At 65.7% G+C, this 14328-nt stretch carries 15 protein-coding genes; 5 read left to right on the top strand and 10 right to left on the bottom strand.

Going from position 1 to position 14328, the window contains the following annotated elements; all coding sequences use genetic code 11:
* Nucleotides 1–35 precede the first annotated feature (35 nt).
* Genes hypF through hypE form a run of 4 tightly spaced genes read left to right on the top strand, consistent with a single transcriptional unit; the run spans nucleotide 36 to nucleotide 5209 of the window.
* Complete coding sequence (hypF, locus tag NFG57_RS12940; RefSeq protein WP_348814474.1) at nucleotides 36–2759, top strand: carbamoyltransferase HypF; 2724 nt, start codon at nucleotides 36–38, stop codon at nucleotides 2757–2759.
* Nucleotides 2719–3009 carry a HypC/HybG/HupF family hydrogenase formation chaperone gene (locus tag NFG57_RS12945; RefSeq protein ID WP_108132925.1) on the top strand — a complete coding sequence of 97 codons (291 nt, stop codon included), beginning with the start codon at nucleotides 2719–2721 and terminating at the stop codon, nucleotides 3007–3009. The genes hypF and NFG57_RS12945 overlap by 41 nt, the downstream gene beginning before the upstream one ends.
* A complete protein-coding gene (gene hypD / locus NFG57_RS12950; RefSeq protein WP_348814475.1) occupies nucleotides 3006–4157 on the top strand; it encodes a hydrogenase formation protein HypD in 1152 nt (383 codons plus the stop codon). The genes NFG57_RS12945 and hypD overlap by 4 nt, the downstream gene beginning before the upstream one ends.
* The gene (gene hypE / locus NFG57_RS12955; RefSeq protein ID WP_348814476.1) at nucleotides 4154–5209 is read left to right on the top strand and encodes a hydrogenase expression/formation protein HypE; all 1056 of its coding nucleotides are present in this window, start codon (nucleotides 4154–4156) and stop codon (nucleotides 5207–5209) included. Before hypD ends, hypE begins: the two co-directional genes overlap by 4 nt.
* Nucleotides 5210–5262: 53 nt before the next feature.
* On the opposite strand, the gene NFG57_RS12960 is transcribed toward hypE, so the two are convergent.
* From NFG57_RS12960 to NFG57_RS13000, 9 genes are all read right to left on the bottom strand, one after another.
* On the bottom strand, nucleotides 5263–6831 hold the full coding sequence (locus tag NFG57_RS12960) for a sigma-54 dependent transcriptional regulator (protein WP_348814477.1): 1569 nt from the start codon (nucleotides 6829–6831) through the stop codon (nucleotides 5263–5265).
* An 8-nt stretch (nucleotides 6832–6839) separates the two neighbouring features.
* Nucleotides 6840–7889, bottom strand: a complete 1050-nt coding sequence (gene hypB, locus NFG57_RS12965; protein ID WP_348814478.1) for a hydrogenase nickel incorporation protein HypB — start codon at nucleotides 7887–7889, stop codon at nucleotides 6840–6842.
* On the bottom strand, nucleotides 7889–8230 hold the full coding sequence (gene hypA, locus NFG57_RS12970) for a hydrogenase maturation nickel metallochaperone HypA (RefSeq protein ID WP_348814479.1): 342 nt from the start codon (nucleotides 8228–8230) through the stop codon (nucleotides 7889–7891). Before hypA ends, hypB begins: the two co-directional genes overlap by 1 nt.
* On the bottom strand, nucleotides 8218–9315 hold the full coding sequence (locus NFG57_RS12975) for a hypothetical protein (RefSeq protein ID WP_348814480.1): 1098 nt from the start codon (nucleotides 9313–9315) through the stop codon (nucleotides 8218–8220). Before NFG57_RS12975 ends, hypA begins: the two co-directional genes overlap by 13 nt.
* A complete protein-coding gene (gene hybE, locus NFG57_RS12980) occupies nucleotides 9312–10289 on the bottom strand; it encodes a [NiFe]-hydrogenase assembly chaperone HybE (RefSeq protein WP_348814481.1) in 978 nt (325 codons plus the stop codon). The genes NFG57_RS12975 and hybE overlap by 4 nt, the downstream gene beginning before the upstream one ends.
* Nucleotides 10286–11140: a hydrogenase expression/formation protein gene (locus NFG57_RS12985; protein ID WP_348814482.1), complete on the bottom strand. Its 855-nt coding sequence runs from the start codon at nucleotides 11138–11140 to the stop codon at nucleotides 10286–10288. Before NFG57_RS12985 ends, hybE begins: the two co-directional genes overlap by 4 nt.
* Nucleotides 11137–11547 (bottom strand): hypothetical protein, encoded by a 411-nt coding sequence (locus tag NFG57_RS12990; RefSeq protein WP_348814483.1) that lies wholly within the window; start codon nucleotides 11545–11547, stop codon nucleotides 11137–11139. The genes NFG57_RS12985 and NFG57_RS12990 overlap by 4 nt, the downstream gene beginning before the upstream one ends.
* Nucleotides 11548–11618: 71 nt before the next feature.
* Nucleotides 11619–11948 carry a HypC/HybG/HupF family hydrogenase formation chaperone gene (gene hypC / locus NFG57_RS12995; RefSeq protein WP_348814484.1) on the bottom strand — a complete coding sequence of 110 codons (330 nt, stop codon included), beginning with the start codon at nucleotides 11946–11948 and terminating at the stop codon, nucleotides 11619–11621.
* Nucleotides 11949–11955: 7 nt separating this feature from the next.
* Nucleotides 11956–12774 carry a HyaD/HybD family hydrogenase maturation endopeptidase gene (locus tag NFG57_RS13000; RefSeq protein ID WP_348814485.1) on the bottom strand — a complete coding sequence of 273 codons (819 nt, stop codon included), beginning with the start codon at nucleotides 12772–12774 and terminating at the stop codon, nucleotides 11956–11958.
* 155 nt (nucleotides 12775–12929) lie between these two features.
* Here NFG57_RS13000 and NFG57_RS13005 point away from each other — a divergent pair, with 155 nt between their 5' ends.
* On the top strand, nucleotides 12930–13184 hold the full coding sequence (locus NFG57_RS13005; protein ID WP_348814486.1) for a hypothetical protein: 255 nt from the start codon (nucleotides 12930–12932) through the stop codon (nucleotides 13182–13184).
* Between the two features lie 353 nt (nucleotides 13185–13537).
* On the opposite strand, the gene cybH is transcribed toward NFG57_RS13005, so the two are convergent.
* Nucleotides 13538–14320, bottom strand: coding sequence for a Ni/Fe-hydrogenase, b-type cytochrome subunit (cybH, locus tag NFG57_RS13010; protein WP_348814487.1), 783 nt, complete (start codon nucleotides 14318–14320; stop codon nucleotides 13538–13540).
* Nucleotides 14321–14328: the final 8 nt, after the last annotated feature.

Here is a 14328-nt window from a genome sequence, read left to right on the forward strand (position 1 = left end):
TAGTCAGGCAGATCTTTTCTTCACCGCTGGACGTCATGACCATTCCCCCCCCCACGACACCGCCATGCACCCCAGAGACCACGGTAGAAATCCGCGTCCGCGGCTGTGTGCAGGGTGTGGGGTTTCGTCCGACGGTATGGCAACTGGCCAAGCGGCTAGCGCTGGTCGGTGAGGTGCTCAACGACGGTGAAGGCGTGCTGATCCGGGCAACCGGCCCCAGTGAACGCCTCGAGAGCCTGATCGAACAACTCAAGCGCGACCCGCCCCCACTGGCACAGATCACCGACATCGAGGTTCGCTCGGGCCTGGCACCGCTGCACCGAGTCGGCTTCACCATCGTCGATAGTCTCGAGGGCGCAACGCGCACCGATATCGCCGTGGACGCCGCCATCTGCGCAGCCTGCACAGAAGAAATACTGAGCCAGCACCAGCGACGCTCCGGTTACGCCCTGACCAACTGCACCCACTGTGGCCCACGCCTGTCGATCATTCGTGACATGCCCTACGACCGGGCGGCCACCACCATGGCTGACTTTGCGCTATGCGAGTGCTGTCGCGCCGAATATCTGGATCCCGGCGACCGTCGCTTTCATGCCGAACCCATCGCCTGTCCGGCCTGCGGGCCCCAGGTGCGTCTGGTGGCGCTGGACGGCGGGCACTGGCTGGCGAGCGAAGACGCCATCGACGCTCTCACCACCCCCGCCATTGAGGCTCCCATCGACCAAGCCGCCGCGCTGATCCGCCAGGGCCAGATCCTCGCCATCAAGGGACTCGGCGGCTACCAGCTTGCCTGCGACGCCACCAGCACCGAGGCCCTCGAGCGCCTGCGACGACTCAAGCATCGCCCCACCCGACCGCTGGCGTTGATGGCAAAAGACCTGGAGATGGTCAGGCGTTATTGCCGGCTCGATGAGCTCGAACAACAGGCACTCTGCTCAGCCGCCGCGCCCATCGTGCTGCTCGAGCGGCGCCGTGACGAGGCCACAGGTCAGCCACTCGCCGAGGCCCTGGCCCCGGGACTCGACCGGCTCGGCGTGATGCTGCCATCGACCCCCTTGCACGTGCTGCTGTGCCAGCGGCTGCCCTTTCCCATCGTGATGACCAGCGGCAACGTCTCCGGGGAGCCCCAGCTGATCGACGATGGCCAACTGGCTGGCCGCCTATCGACGATCGCCAGCCACGCCCTCACCCACGACCGCGCCATCGCCCGGCGTATCGACGATAGCTTGGTACAGCTGGCCGCCGGCAAGGTGCGCATGCTGCGTCGTGCCAGGGGCTACGCCCCGGCATCGCTGCCGCTGCCGCCTGGCTTCGAGGACATCTCGCCGGGGCTTGCCCTGGGTCCGCAACAGAAGGCCACCTTCTGCCTGGTGGATGGCCAGCGCGCGATCCTGTCCCCGCATCAGGGTGACCTGGACGACGCCGCCACCCTCGACGACTACGAACGCAATCTTGACGACTTCCTGGCGCTTTACGACCACCATCCCGCCTGGCTGGCCTGCGACACTCACCCGGACTACCGTACCAGCGACATGGCTCGTCACATGGCTCGTCACATGGCTCGGCGACTGGCCGACGACGCCGGCCTGCCACTCGATGCCATTGGCCATCACCACGCCCATATCGCCGCCTGTCTGGCCGACAACGGCTATCCTCGCGACGCCGCTCCAGTACTGGGGATCGCCCTGGACGGCCTGGGCCTTGGCGAGGATGGCGGCCTGTGGGGCGGTGAGTTCCTGCTGGCGGATTATCGCCATTGCCAGCGGTTGGGTTCGCTCAACCCCGTGGCCATGCCGGGAGCCGGCACCGCCTCCCGCGAGCCCTGGCGCAACCTCTTGGCGCAGCTCATCGCCGGTCCCGGCCTTGCCGCCCTGAAGCGCCGCCACCCAAACCTTGGCGTACTGAAGCGACTGCAGCAGAAGCCGATCGATACCCTCAGCGGGATGATCGAGGCCGGGATCAACAGCCCCCTCGCCTCCTCCTGCGGGCGCCTGTTCGACGCCGTCGCCGCCGCCCTGGAGCTGTGCTTCGATCACCAGCACCACGAAGGCGAAGCGGCCATGGCACTGGAAGCCCTGGCCGCCCGCGCGCTGACACCGACTCCGCCGCCTACGTCATGCACGTCTTGCGCCCTTGCGCCCTATCCCTTCTCCCTTCACAGGGCGCCAGGCGGTCACCGGATCCTCGATCCGGCACCGATGTGGACGGCGCTGTTTGACGACCTGGCCGCCGGCAAGGACGCCACGCTGATCGCGGCGCGCTTTCATCTGGGACTGGCCAAGGGGCTTGGCGAGGTCGTTGGCGAGATGCTGGGCGACGTCGATGGCGACATGCAGGACGACGCACTCGACGAAGTCTCTAACGACAATGCCCGGCGCCTCTCCAGCACGCGCAACGTCGAGGCCATCGCGCTGAGCGGCGGCTGCTTTCACAACCGCACCCTGCTGGAACTGACGCTTAAGTGCCTCGCACCCCTGCCTGTTCAGGTGCTGACCCACCACCAGGTGCCGGCCAACGACGGCGGCATCGCCCTGGGCCAGGCGCTGATCGCGGCGGCGCGGCGGCATCCGCTGGCCTCCGACCAGGCGTCGGATAGTCCGACCTCGGCAACCTCAGCAATCTCGGCAACCTCGACGATCTCGACAACAACAACCGTTCCCTCCATTGCCACTATCACTACCGCCACCACGGCATCCAATAACGCACAGGAGACCGCCCATGTGTCTGGGAATTCCAGGACAGATCATTTCCCTCGATGACGCCGACGCGCGGCTCGCCACGGTGGACGTGAGCGGGGTCCGACGCCAGATCAACATCGCCTGCATCGTCGATGACGACCACCCGCCCGAACACTGCGTGGGCGACTGGGTACTGGTCCATGTGGGCTTCGCCCTGAACCGTATCGACGCCGAGGCTGCGGCGCGCACCCTCGAACTGCTGGACGAACTGGGCGATACCCACGAGTTCGACGCCCTGACCTTGACCGGCGACCAGGAGGTCTCTTCATGAAATTCATCGACGAATTCCGCGATCACGCCCGCGCCCGGCAGATCCTCGAACACATCACCACCCTGGTCGCCCGCCTGGCCGAGCAGCGCGGTGGCCCAGTGCGCATCATGGAGGTCTGTGGCGGCCACACCCACGCGATCTTCCACTATGGGCTGGAGGCCATGCTGCCACCGGAACTGGAGCTGATTCACGGCCCCGGCTGCCCGGTGTGCGTGCTGCCGATGGGTCGCGTCGATGACTGCGTCGCCATCGCCGAGCGTCCCGAGGTGATCCTCGCCACCTTCGGCGACGCCATCCGGGTTCCCGGCTCACGCAAGAGCCTGATGCAGGCCAAGGCCGACGGCGCCGACGTGCGCATCGTCTACTCCCCCACCGACGCCCTGGCACTGGCGCGCAAGCATCCGGATCGGGAAGTGGTGTTCTTTGGTCTGGGCTTCGAGACCACCATTCCCTCCACCGCCCTGACCATCGCCCAGGCCGAGCGCGAAGGGGTCGGCAACTTCTCGGTGTTCTGCAACCACATCACCATCATCCCGACGTTACAGGCGATCCTCGACAATCCTGACCATCGCCTGGATGGCTTCCTCGGGCCCGGGCACGTGTCGATGATCATCGGCACCGACCCCTACCGCTTCATCGCCAAGCGTTACGGCTGCCCGGTGGTGGTCTCCGGCTTCGAGCCCCTGGATATCCTGCAGTCGCTGCTGATGGTCGTTCGCCAGCTCCACGATGGCCGCGCCGAGGTCGAGAACCAGTACCAGCGTCTGGTGACCAGCGACGGCAACCTCACCGCACTGGAGGCCTTCCATCGGGTCTACGAGCCCCGCGAGAGCTGCGAGTGGCGCGGGCTCGGCTCGATCGCCGAGTCAGGTGTCCAGATCAAGGACGCCTATGGTGCCTTCGATGCCGAACGCAAGTTCGCCGTGCCCAATCAGCAGGTGGCCGACCCGGACAACTGCCGCTGTGGTGACGTGCTCACCGGCAACCTCAAGCCCTGGCAGTGCGAGCTGTTCGGCAAGCGTTGCACACCGGATCAACCCCGGGGCGCGCTGATGGTCTCCAGCGAAGGCGCCTGCGCCGCCTACTATCAATACGGCGGGGGCAACGTCGATAGCCCGAACCACAGCACAAGCCAGGCCGAATCATGAGCGATACGACACGACGACAGCTTCCCACCCTTGCCGCCCGCGCGGTGACCCAGGCCCACGGAGGCGGCGGCAAGGCCATGAAGGACCTGATCGATGACGTCTTCGTCAGGGAATTCACCGCGCTTCCCGAAGTACTCGAGGACCAGGCGAGGCTGGAACTGACCGAGCTGGCATGCCTGGGCGACCGACTGGCCATGACCACCGATGGCTTCGTGGTCGACCCGCTGTTCTTTCCCGGTGGTGACATCGGCAAGCTGGCGGTGTGCGGCACCGTCAACGACCTGGCCGTGGGGGGCGCCCATCCCCGCTACCTGTCCTGCGCGGTGATCCTGGAAGAAGGCCTGCCGATCGATGACCTGAGGCGCATCGCCCGCTCCATGGCTACTGCGGCCCGCGAGGCCGGCGTCGAGATCGTCACCGGTGACACCAAGGTGGTCGAACGCGGGGCCTGCGACGGCGTCTTCATCACCACCACCGGCATCGGCGTCATTCCCGCCGAGCGTAAGCTCGGTATCGAGCGCATCCAGGCCGACGACGTGATCATCGTCAACGGCTGGCTCGGCGATCACGGTGCCGCCATCCTGGCGGCCCGTGGCGACCTGTCGCTGGACACCGACCTTGAGAGCGACTGCGCCTCCCTCAATGGCCTGATCGAGGCACTGCTGGCCGCCGCGCCCGAGACCCGCTGCCTGCGTGACGCCACCCGGGGCGGCGTCGCCACGGTGCTCAACGAGATGGCCGATGCCTCCAGGCTTGCCATCGAACTCGACGACCTGGCCCTGCCGCTGCGCAAGGAGGTCCGGGGGATGTGCGAGATACTGGGGCTGGACCCTCTGTACCTGGCCAACGAAGGCAAGCTGGTGGCGGCGGTGCCCGCGGCTCAGGCCGAGGCGGCCCTGGCCGCCCTGCGCGGGCATCCGCTGGGAAAGCAAGCCGCGATCATCGGTCAGTCGCTGGACGGCAAACCGGGACGGGTGACGCTGCGCACCGGCTTCGGCGGCCAGCGCATCGTCGACATGCTGGTGGGAGAGCAGCTACCGCGCATCTGCTGATGCGATGCTGACACGCTGATGGTGGTCTGCTCAGGGCCGATTCGAATCTCGGCCTATTCGGGGTCGCCGGCCGCCTCGCCGATCCCGTAGCGTTGCAGCTTGGCCCTCAGGCCGATGCGCGATAGCCCCAGTTCACTGGCGGTACGTGACTTGTTGCCGCCATGACGCTCGAGCGCCCGGGCCAGGCAGCTCGCCTCCAGGCGCTCGACCCGTTCGCGCAGGGTGCCGGCGTCCTCGTCGTCCTCGACCGGATCGGCTGTCGTATTCGCTTTCGGCGGCTCAGGCAGGTCCTGGCGCCGCTCGACCGGCGTCTGACGCCATTCATCGGTTCGCAGGTGCGGTGCCAGCAGTTCGACGCCAAGCTTCTCGCCGGTCGCCAGCATCACCATGCGGGTGATCTGGTTTTCCAGCTCGCGAACATTGCCGGGCCAGGCATAGGCACACAGACACGCCATCGCCGCATCGGTGAAGCCGCCGACCCTGACCCCGTGGCGGGAAGCGATCCGCGCCAGCAGCACCTCGGCCAGGGCCGCGATATCACAGGCGCGATCGCGCAGCGGTGGCAACTGAACCGGGGCCACCGTCAGGCGATGGTAGAGGTCCTCCCGGAAGCGTCCCGCCGCCACCTCGGCCATCAGATCCCGATTGGTCGCGGCGATGACCCGAACGTCCAGCTGACGCACCTCGTTGGAACCCACCGGGCGCACTTCCCCCTCCTGCAGAAAGCGCAACAGGCGCAGCTGAAAGGCGCTGGAGGTGTCACCGATCTCGTCCAGCAGCAGGGTGCCCTCGTGGGCCCGCTCCAGCAGTCCGACGCGGCTAGAACTCGCTCCGGTGAAGGCCCCCTTGCAGTGGCCGAACAGCTCGCTCTCCAACAGTTCATCGGTCACCGCGCCGCAGTCCAGGGCGTAGAAAGGCATCTCCGAGCGCAGGCTGCTGGCGTGGATCGCCCGGGCCATCAACTCCTTGCCGGTGCCGCTCTCCCCTGTCACCAGGACCGGCACGTCGAAGCCGGCGATGCGCGCCGCCATGTCGCACAGCGGCTCCAGCGGCGACCCCGGCGCCCGGATGATCGTCTCGAAGCCCCCCGCCTCACGCATCCGCAGGCGGTGGGCCGCCAGCCGCGCCTGAACGGTCGGCTGGTACAGGGCTCGCTCTGCGCGCAGCCGCCGACACTCTCGCTCGAGCTGATACTGGCGCAGGGCAACGCCGATAGTCCGCCCAAGCACCTCGATCGGACTGCGGCGACCAAGCAGGTGAAACGCCTCGGGCCAGTCACCGAGCGACGTGGGCCCATGATCGGCGATCACCAGACACTGCACCTCGGGCCAGCGCTGGGCCAGCTCCCGGGTCCAGCCACCGTCAGGGGACAGTCCCCTGTCCCTGGCGTCGTCCCCCGCCTGGTCCGCCAGCTCAACCACCACCAGCCCGATCCACTCTGATACCAGCAGCGCCCTGGCCTCTTCCCAATGCGTTGCCCGCAGGCACTCCAGGTTCCCTTGCGTGATGTCCTCGAGCACGTCGGCTCGCTCGCTGGCGGCGCCGATTACCAGTACGCTCGGCAGCGACTCGGCTGCGACGCCCCGTCCATCGAACAGCAGACCCTCGACCAAGGTGGACATGGCGACCCCTAGCGCTGTTCGAGCATGGCGAGGTGCTGGCGCGCCCGGCTCAAGGCGCGCTGTCTGAGCGCCTCACGTCGTGCGTCGATCCAGTCGAGCCAGGCGCCCATGCCCTCGCCGCTGGTGGCCGACAGTCGCAGGATCTCGAGCTCGGGATTGATCCGACGGGCGTAGGCTTCGCAGGCGTCCATATCGAAGTCGACATGGGGCGCCAGATCGACCTTGCTCAGCAGCATCAACGAGGCGGCGGCGAACATGTGCGGGTACTTGAGCGGCTTGTCCTCGCCTTCGGTCACCGACAGGATCACCACCTTGGCGTCCTCGCCCAGATCGAAGCCCGCCGGACACACCAGATTGCCGACATTCTCGACAAACAACAGGCCAAGCCCAGGCGGGCTTACCTGGGGCAGCGCCCGTTCCACCATGGAGGCGTCGAGATGACAGCCCTTGCCGGTATTGACCTGCAACGCCGGCACCCCGGTCTCGCGAATGCGCCGGGCGTCATTGGCGGTCTGCTGGTCGCCCTCGATCACCGCCACTCCCTCGGCACCGAGCCGACGGATGGTGTCCACCAGCAGCGTGGTCTTGCCGGAACCCGGGCTCGACACCAGATTCAGCGCCAGCACACCGTCGGCCTCGAGGCGCCGCCGATTGCCCTCGGCGATGGCGTCATTGCGGGCCAGGATGTTGGTCTCGATCTCCACCAGACGGCGTTGCGACACCCCCGCCACCTCGACCCCGGCCGGCCCCGCTCCACAGTCCAGACGCGGCTCAGCGCCAGCGCGCCCTGCAGGGTCATGCACCTGGGCATGATCATGAGGGTGGGCATGGTCATGAGAGTCGCCGTGGGCGTGCTCGTGGGAATGAGCGTGGCCGTGGGCGTGCTCGTGCACATGACCATGAGAGTGGGAATGACCGTGGTGGTGGGGATGAGTGTGCTCGTGGTCGTGAGGGTGAGCGTGGGAATGAGCGTGCGCATGCTCCTGCTCGTGCGCATGCTCGTGATGATGGGAGTGACCTTGGTCACCGGTTTCGGCGCATCCACAGACGGTACACATCAGACAACCTCCAGTTCCTTGACGCGAAGTTCCTCTCCACCGGTCACATGCAGACGGGCGCTGGAACACAGGGGGCAATCGTCGCCACGATGGGCAATATCCACCGTGCGATTGCAACCGAAACACCACGCCGAGGCCGGGATATTGACGATATCCAGCGTCGCCCCTTCGGCGACGGAGCCACGGGTGGACAGATCGAAACCGAACGCCAGGGCCTCAGGCTCGACGCAGGACAAGGCCCCGATCTCGAGACACACCCGGGTCACCTTCTCGAACGCCTGGACGCTGGCCTGCTCCTCGATCAGCTCGACGATGCTCTGACACAGGCTCAATTCGTGCATGATGACCTCCCCCTGGGCGGCCCTGCCTTCCGGCATGGCGCCTGCGAAGGCGCCTGGCACAGCGCTTCACTCGACTCCTGCCACACCACCGGCAGACAGGGATCGGCACAGCTCAGCGCCATCGCCACCCGCTGCCGGGCCCGGTTGTCGCCATCACTGAGGCCATGACTGTAGCCATGGCACTCGCCCTGGCCGTGGGCGGATTCCAGCAAGCGGGAAAGGAAGCCATGTTGCCGCTCGCCATCGGGGCCGACAGCACCGTCGAGCATGGCGTCGGTCGGGGTGATGATGTGGTAGTCGACGACGCGGTCGTCCCGGCACGCCACCCGATGCACCAGGCGTCCCCGGGCGGCCTCGGCCCAGCCACTGCCATCGGCGGCGCGCCCGCAGCGTGGCTTGCCGGCATCGCTGCTATCCCCAGCAGTGCAGTTGCCAGCGCCGGCGCGCAGCGCAACTATCAACTGCGCCACCTCCACCACCCGCGCCAGCATCCGCGCATACAGACTCCAACCATCCCTCGCGATGACGCCGCCTAGCGACGCATGACCGGCCACGCGCCCCACAAAGGTAGGGTCGTCCGCCACGGCGATTCTCCCGAACTCCCGCGGCCAGTGGGCGACCTGGCGCAGCACCTCGGCGGGCCGACTCGGCGCTCGCTCAAGCCACGCCTCGATATCCTCCAGTGCGCGCTCGGCCGGACCGGCGAACACCCGCGCCTCCAGTACCTCCAGCGTGGTCAGCGAAAGCCCCGCCAGCCCTTTCAGGGAGTCGGCGTCCATCGCCATGCCCAGCACCCCCGGCCAGTCCCGCAGCATGACCAGGCCATGCTCGCGCAGGGTCTCGAGCTGGATATGACGGTGGCAGTCAGGGGCAAGCGGCAGGTCCATGGCCTTGGCCGCCGCGGCGCTCTGGGCGGCGGCGCACAGGTTGTACAGACACCCCACCATGGTCATCGCCTCGTGACGATTTCGATCGATCAGCCACTGGGTCGGCATCCGTCCTCGCTGACTCACGCGAAACCCCGGATCGCCCCCGGGGTTGTGGCCGTGGCCGTGGCCGTGACTGATGATCAGCGTCGGCATCATGACGACTCGTCCTCGTCGCCTGACGCAGAATCCAAGGACGCTCCGCTGCTGGGGGCGGCTTTGGTGCCGGCAGCGGTGCTCGACGTGCGCCCGGTCAGGAAGTCTCGCCGTGACTCGAGCCCAGGCGCCGGGGGAGACCACTGGCTTACGCCAGCTTCACCATCGCTGCCTAGGGGTTCGGGGTCGGCCGAGGGCGCCGCGGTGCTTTTAGCCACAGCGTCAGCGTCAGCATCTGCCCCGGCGATACCCTCCTCCCCGGCCACGCTCAGCGCGGCGATATCGGCGTGGCGATCCGTCTCGGCGCGGTGGGCAGGATCAAACAGCGCCTCCATGGCGGCGCGCGCCACCTCGGTGGCGTAGGCCTGGCTTGCAAACTCGCTCATATCGGAAAACAGCGAACAGGCCAGGAAGGCGCCCACCGGCACCCGGGTATTGAAGATGAATTCGTAGTCGCCGGAGGCAAAGGAGTAGACCCGCTTGTCGCCGGGCCGCAGGCGCTGGGCGTCGTCATCGGGGCCTGGAATCACCACCAGATTCATCAGCCAGGGCGCCACCAGGATACCCAGCTGCCTGCCCTCCCAGGGGACAAACCCCACCGCCTCGACGTGCAGCGACAGATTGCTGAAGGGGGAATCCTTCATACCGGTGGTCTGGATCTCGCGAAAGGTCTCCACCAGTCGCTTGACGGCGCCCAACTCTGCCGACGCTGCCCCGGCGGGTGTGGCGAGTGCGGCGGCCGCCCCCCCGACGCCCTGCCGACCATCCAGCACCATAAACTGGCTGCGCTCACCGTCGCACTGGGGGCAACGCCAGTCCTGGGGCAGCGCCGAGAACGGTGTCCCCGGCTCGACCTGCCGGACGGCGTCGCCGACGGCAGGGTCATAGCAGTACCAGCAGATCTTGCACTCGAGACGGGCGGCGTCATCCAGGCGCGCCAGGTCTCCGAGAAACGAACCTTCAAATCGTGCCGTCACGCCATCGCCTCCACTACCTGCTTGAGTCGAATCACCGAATCGGCGATGTCTTCGGCCGCCGCGCAGGCCACCTCGGGCACATCGGAGACTTCGATGACGTCCAGAATCAGCGAGTCCTGGGAATTGAAGTAGCGCACCCGCCAGACGTGGTCGAGGGCGGTGCTGTCGATACGACAGTTGCCGTAACCTCGCGACAGGATGGTGACCTCGCCCCGGCCCAGCGCCTCATCCAGATAGCCCAGATCCTCCGGGGTATGGGGCAACAGCGACAGGTTGATGGCATAAGGCTCGCCACCTGGGGCGCGCTCCTCGCAGCGCTCGATCAGCTCCGAGACGATAAAGGGCCCGTTGACCACACCCTGGCCGGCCTCCGGCGGGCAGAAGATGCGCTGCTGGCGACATTGCACCACCGCCAGGGGCACCACACCGATCTCGATATGCTCCCGCACACTGCCCGCGGCATGATCCAGATCACGGGACGTCACCCGCCACAGACCGGCGAAGACCGACTCCTGAATCTCGACGGCGCCAGCACCGGTACCAGTGCCACCCACCTTGATCGCGACCTCACCCTCACCCAGTGCATCGGCCAGCGCCTTGCGATTCTCGGCATCGAGCGACGGCAGCTCGACCACCAGGTTGCCGCCCTCCGGCGTCCACTGGGCGGCCCTGTCGGCCAGAGCGCTGAGAGCATCCAGCGCCGGCCGGATGCGCTCGGGGTCTTCCACCTCGGGAAAGCTCGGCTGAAAGGTGCTCATTCCCGATGGCATCGGCAGGTAATCGAGCACCGCCTCCTCGGGCTGGCTGCCAGGCCCGATACCCGGCGATGACGGCATGAATCCCTGGGTCATGTTCGAACACTCCCGTCGCGAGCGATGATATTGGCGCTGGCAGACGTCCCTTGCAGAATCGAGTGGATCTCGCCCAGGTAGTCGTCCCAGTCGCGCACCTTCGAGATCACACCGGTCATCCGCCCGTCCTGGAAAAACAGCAGTGAAGGCACCGGCCACACCTGAAAGCGTTCGCGGGTGGCGTCTTCTTCCGCGCGATCTACCACCGCGGGCTTGAAGCGCCCCGGGAAGGCCTTGACCAACTCCGGCAGAATGGCGGCCACATCGTTGGTCTCGAGGTTGGTGGCCGGATCGCCACTGAGAAACAGCACCCGTGTGCCTGGCCCCGTCACGAAGGCCGCCAGTTCCTCCCCGGCGAGGCAGGGATAGTCCAGTTCATTGATCAGCCGGTGCAATGGCCCCGTCATTGGCGTGACTCCCTTGTCGCTCACTCGCTTGTGTTGTCGATCACCCGCTTGCGTTGTCGCCCGTGGCGTACTCAGCCGGTGGAGGCACCCGCCTTGCGCGCCGCCTCCAGATGCGGCGGCAGGCGAGGTTCACCCTGCTCCAGGTCTGCAAACAGTCCCGTCTCGACCGTCCCTCCCTCGGCCGCCATGGCCATGGCCTTTAACGCATCGCTGATGCGCAGGGCCTCATCGGCCTCCAGCACCCGGCGCGCCGCTCCCAGAAATACCAGCAGCCAATCGCCGGGGCTCACCGCCTCGACCAGGGAAATATCGACCTCTTGTCGATCCTCTGCCCCGTCGCTGACACAGATGGCGAGCGTCCCGCTGGCCTCAAGCACCCGCATGGGAATGCCAATGCACATATCGCGGCTACTCCTCTGGAACGCTGTCGGCTACACCATCCCGCTCGCTTCCCGCCTCGCGAGACGGGTCGCCGTGCGCCTCGCCAGGATGGCCAAGGTCCCTCGCCAGAAAGCGCGGATCGCCCACACGGCAGGCATCGAGCGGCGAGGGACGCAGGTTTTCGTAGTGGTGAAGGGCGAGCGCCGAAGGCGCCAGTTCGGCGATGGGGGCCTGGTGATCGGGGCTGTGTCCGGGCCCGTGTTGAGAGCCGTGTTCTGGGCTGTGTTGAGAGCCGTGTCCGGGGCTGTGTTGGGAGCCGTGTCCGGGGCTCTGTTGAGAGCGAAGCTCAGGCCTTGCGCCCCAGGACGCCAGCTCATCGACCACCAGGCGGATCACCTCATCGATTCGCGCGGCGATCTCCGGTCGCAGCGAGCCGCCATAATCGTCCAGCACCGAGGGCTGCACACCGACCAGCATCACCTTCTGTGGCTGCCAGCCGAGCAGCTGCGCCGCCGCCAGCACCTCCTGAAAGCCGGTCTGGTGCAGCGACATCTTCTTGGCACCCATGAAGCTCGGCACCGCGTCATCGCGCACCACATGCACACTGCCCGGGGCAAGGCCGTAGTCGATGGCATCGATGACCAGCAGGCACTCGCAGGACTGCACGTAGGGCAGCAGGTAGAGTCCCTGGGTGCCGCCGTCCATCACGGTCACCGCCTCGGCAAATGTATAGCGCTGGTGAAGCGCCTCCACCGCGCGGACTCCGAACCCCTCGTCGGCCCACAGCACATTGCCGATACCCAGCACCAGAATCGATGGCGTCGCCTCGTGATCATCCGTCTTCATGCCGGCTCCTTCGCTGCGCCGAATATTTGCCTGCGCTACTTTAGTTGGCTTTATCCTGCATCTCGTTCTTCGTTCTTTCCTTGTTCTCTCTTCGCCTCTTTCAGCGGCTCGCTCTTCGTCTGATTCCTGGATGCATTCGCCATAAAAACATCAAGATGCAGCATCAAAGCCAAAGGCTAGCGACGAAGCGCCTTGCTCACCGAAAAAAAGACGCCGAAAAACAAGATAACGACAAACAAGGCACCGAAAAGCAAGATGCTGAAAAACAGGACGCCAAAAAAACTGCCGAAAACGCTTCCATCTTCGCCACCCATGGCATATACGAAAGCGTTTTTTCACACTACAGCAGCCACTTACATGCACATATCCACGATGACCTGAAAAAAATCTCGACCATTTCCGCAGAATAACGCCGCTACCTTTCAATAAAAAACATGCCCATCGTTTCGGCACAGCCACATGGCATATAACCCTACAAAAGTCCAATAGCCGCCGACTCAAAGAGAATCTTTCTCATAAAACACCGGGCAACAACGTTTCAAAAAATGACTCGTGATTACCTGATTAATGCTCGACCACGACACCTCTCCCACCGGCCTATGCACGCGCTTCGCCACCCTCCCTGAACCCAAACAAAAAGCGCCGGAGACCTCACCCGATATTCTCGGTGAAGCCTCCGGCGCCAGCGCTCTGCTCTGCTCTGCTGCCCTTCAACTTAAGGGCCAGCGAGCTACTGCTAGCAACTGCTAGCAACTGCAACGAACTACAACGGATCGTCGTCCTTGAAGGTGCGCTCCCCCGAAATCATGGTCGAGACGATGCTCTGGCGGGACATGATGTCTTCGCGTATCGCCACGTACACATGGATGATGATGAAGGTGATCATCACCCACATGCCGAGACGATGCAGGGTATGCACGTCCAGGCTCTGGCCCGCCAGCGGGATGACCCAGCCGAACAGCGTGTCCTGCCAACTGCCGCGCAGGGCGCCTTCGGCGTAGAGCGCCATCCCGGTCACGATCATGAACAGGGTGCCGAGGGTAATGAAGATGAACATCGCCAACTGCGCAAGCGGGTTGTGGCCCACGTACTTGCGCGGACGCTTCTCCAGAAACAGATACCAGCGAAGCTCGAACCAGACCTCACGCCACCAATCGCGACGGTGCAGCGGCAGACGAAACAGCTGCTTGGCGTGGTGATTGCCGACCAGCGACCAGTAGAAGCGAAACAGAAAGCCAATCGCCAGAATGTAGCCGGCGGTGAAGTGGGCAAAGCGGATATAGCCCATCACGAAGTGATCGCTGGCCTCACCTGACACCGTCGGCAACGGCTTGCCGATAAAGTAGCCGGTGGCGATCAGCACCAGGATGGCCGCCGCGTTGGTCCAGTGCCACAGCCGCAACGGCGCCTCATAGACGTAGACAGACGTCTGCTTGACCGAGGAAGGCAGCACCCGCTCCTCCCCGGGGCCTAGCTTGCCTGCCTGGGAATCTGCGTCGGCCTGGCCGGCTGTCGTAGTTGATGACGCTTTCGAGTCATGGGACATGGGACACC

The organism is Halomonas sp. H10-59, assembly GCF_040070555.1.
Taxonomy (GTDB): Bacteria; Pseudomonadota; Gammaproteobacteria; order Pseudomonadales; family Halomonadaceae; genus Halomonas; species Halomonas litopenaei.

What these genes read in the sequence shown, in the direction of transcription:
- NFG57_RS12960 (WP_348814477.1), bottom strand. Translation starts at nt 6,831, where the DNA reads ATGTCCACCTTGGTCGAGGGTCTGCTGTTCGATGGACGGGGCGTCGCA.
- cybH (WP_348814487.1), bottom strand. Translation starts at nt 14,320, where the DNA reads ATGTCCCATGACTCGAAAGCGTCATCAACTACGACAGCCGGCCAGGCC.
- hypE (WP_348814476.1), top strand. Translation starts at nt 4,154, where the DNA reads ATGAGCGATACGACACGACGACAGCTTCCCACCCTTGCCGCCCGCGCG.
- hypD (WP_348814475.1), top strand. Translation starts at nt 3,006, where the DNA reads ATGAAATTCATCGACGAATTCCGCGATCACGCCCGCGCCCGGCAGATC.
- NFG57_RS12945 (WP_108132925.1), top strand. Translation starts at nt 2,719, where the DNA reads ATGTGTCTGGGAATTCCAGGACAGATCATTTCCCTCGATGACGCCGAC.
- hypC (WP_348814484.1), bottom strand. Translation starts at nt 11,948, where the DNA reads ATGTGCATTGGCATTCCCATGCGGGTGCTTGAGGCCAGCGGGACGCTC.
- NFG57_RS12985 (WP_348814482.1), bottom strand. Translation starts at nt 11,140, where the DNA reads ATGACCCAGGGATTCATGCCGTCATCGCCGGGTATCGGGCCTGGCAGC.
- NFG57_RS12975 (WP_348814480.1), bottom strand. Translation starts at nt 9,315, where the DNA reads ATGATGCCGACGCTGATCATCAGTCACGGCCACGGCCACGGCCACAAC.
- NFG57_RS12990 (WP_348814483.1), bottom strand. Translation starts at nt 11,547, where the DNA reads ATGACGGGGCCATTGCACCGGCTGATCAATGAACTGGACTATCCCTGC.
- NFG57_RS13005 (WP_348814486.1), top strand. Translation starts at nt 12,930, where the DNA reads ATGCAGCATCAAAGCCAAAGGCTAGCGACGAAGCGCCTTGCTCACCGA.
- hypB (WP_348814478.1), bottom strand. Translation starts at nt 7,889, where the DNA reads ATGTGTACCGTCTGTGGATGCGCCGAAACCGGTGACCAAGGTCACTCC.
- hypF (WP_348814474.1), top strand. Translation starts at nt 36, where the DNA reads ATGACCATTCCCCCCCCCACGACACCGCCATGCACCCCAGAGACCACG.
- hypA (WP_348814479.1), bottom strand. Translation starts at nt 8,230, where the DNA reads ATGCACGAATTGAGCCTGTGTCAGAGCATCGTCGAGCTGATCGAGGAG.
- NFG57_RS13000 (WP_348814485.1), bottom strand. Translation starts at nt 12,774, where the DNA reads ATGAAGACGGATGATCACGAGGCGACGCCATCGATTCTGGTGCTGGGT.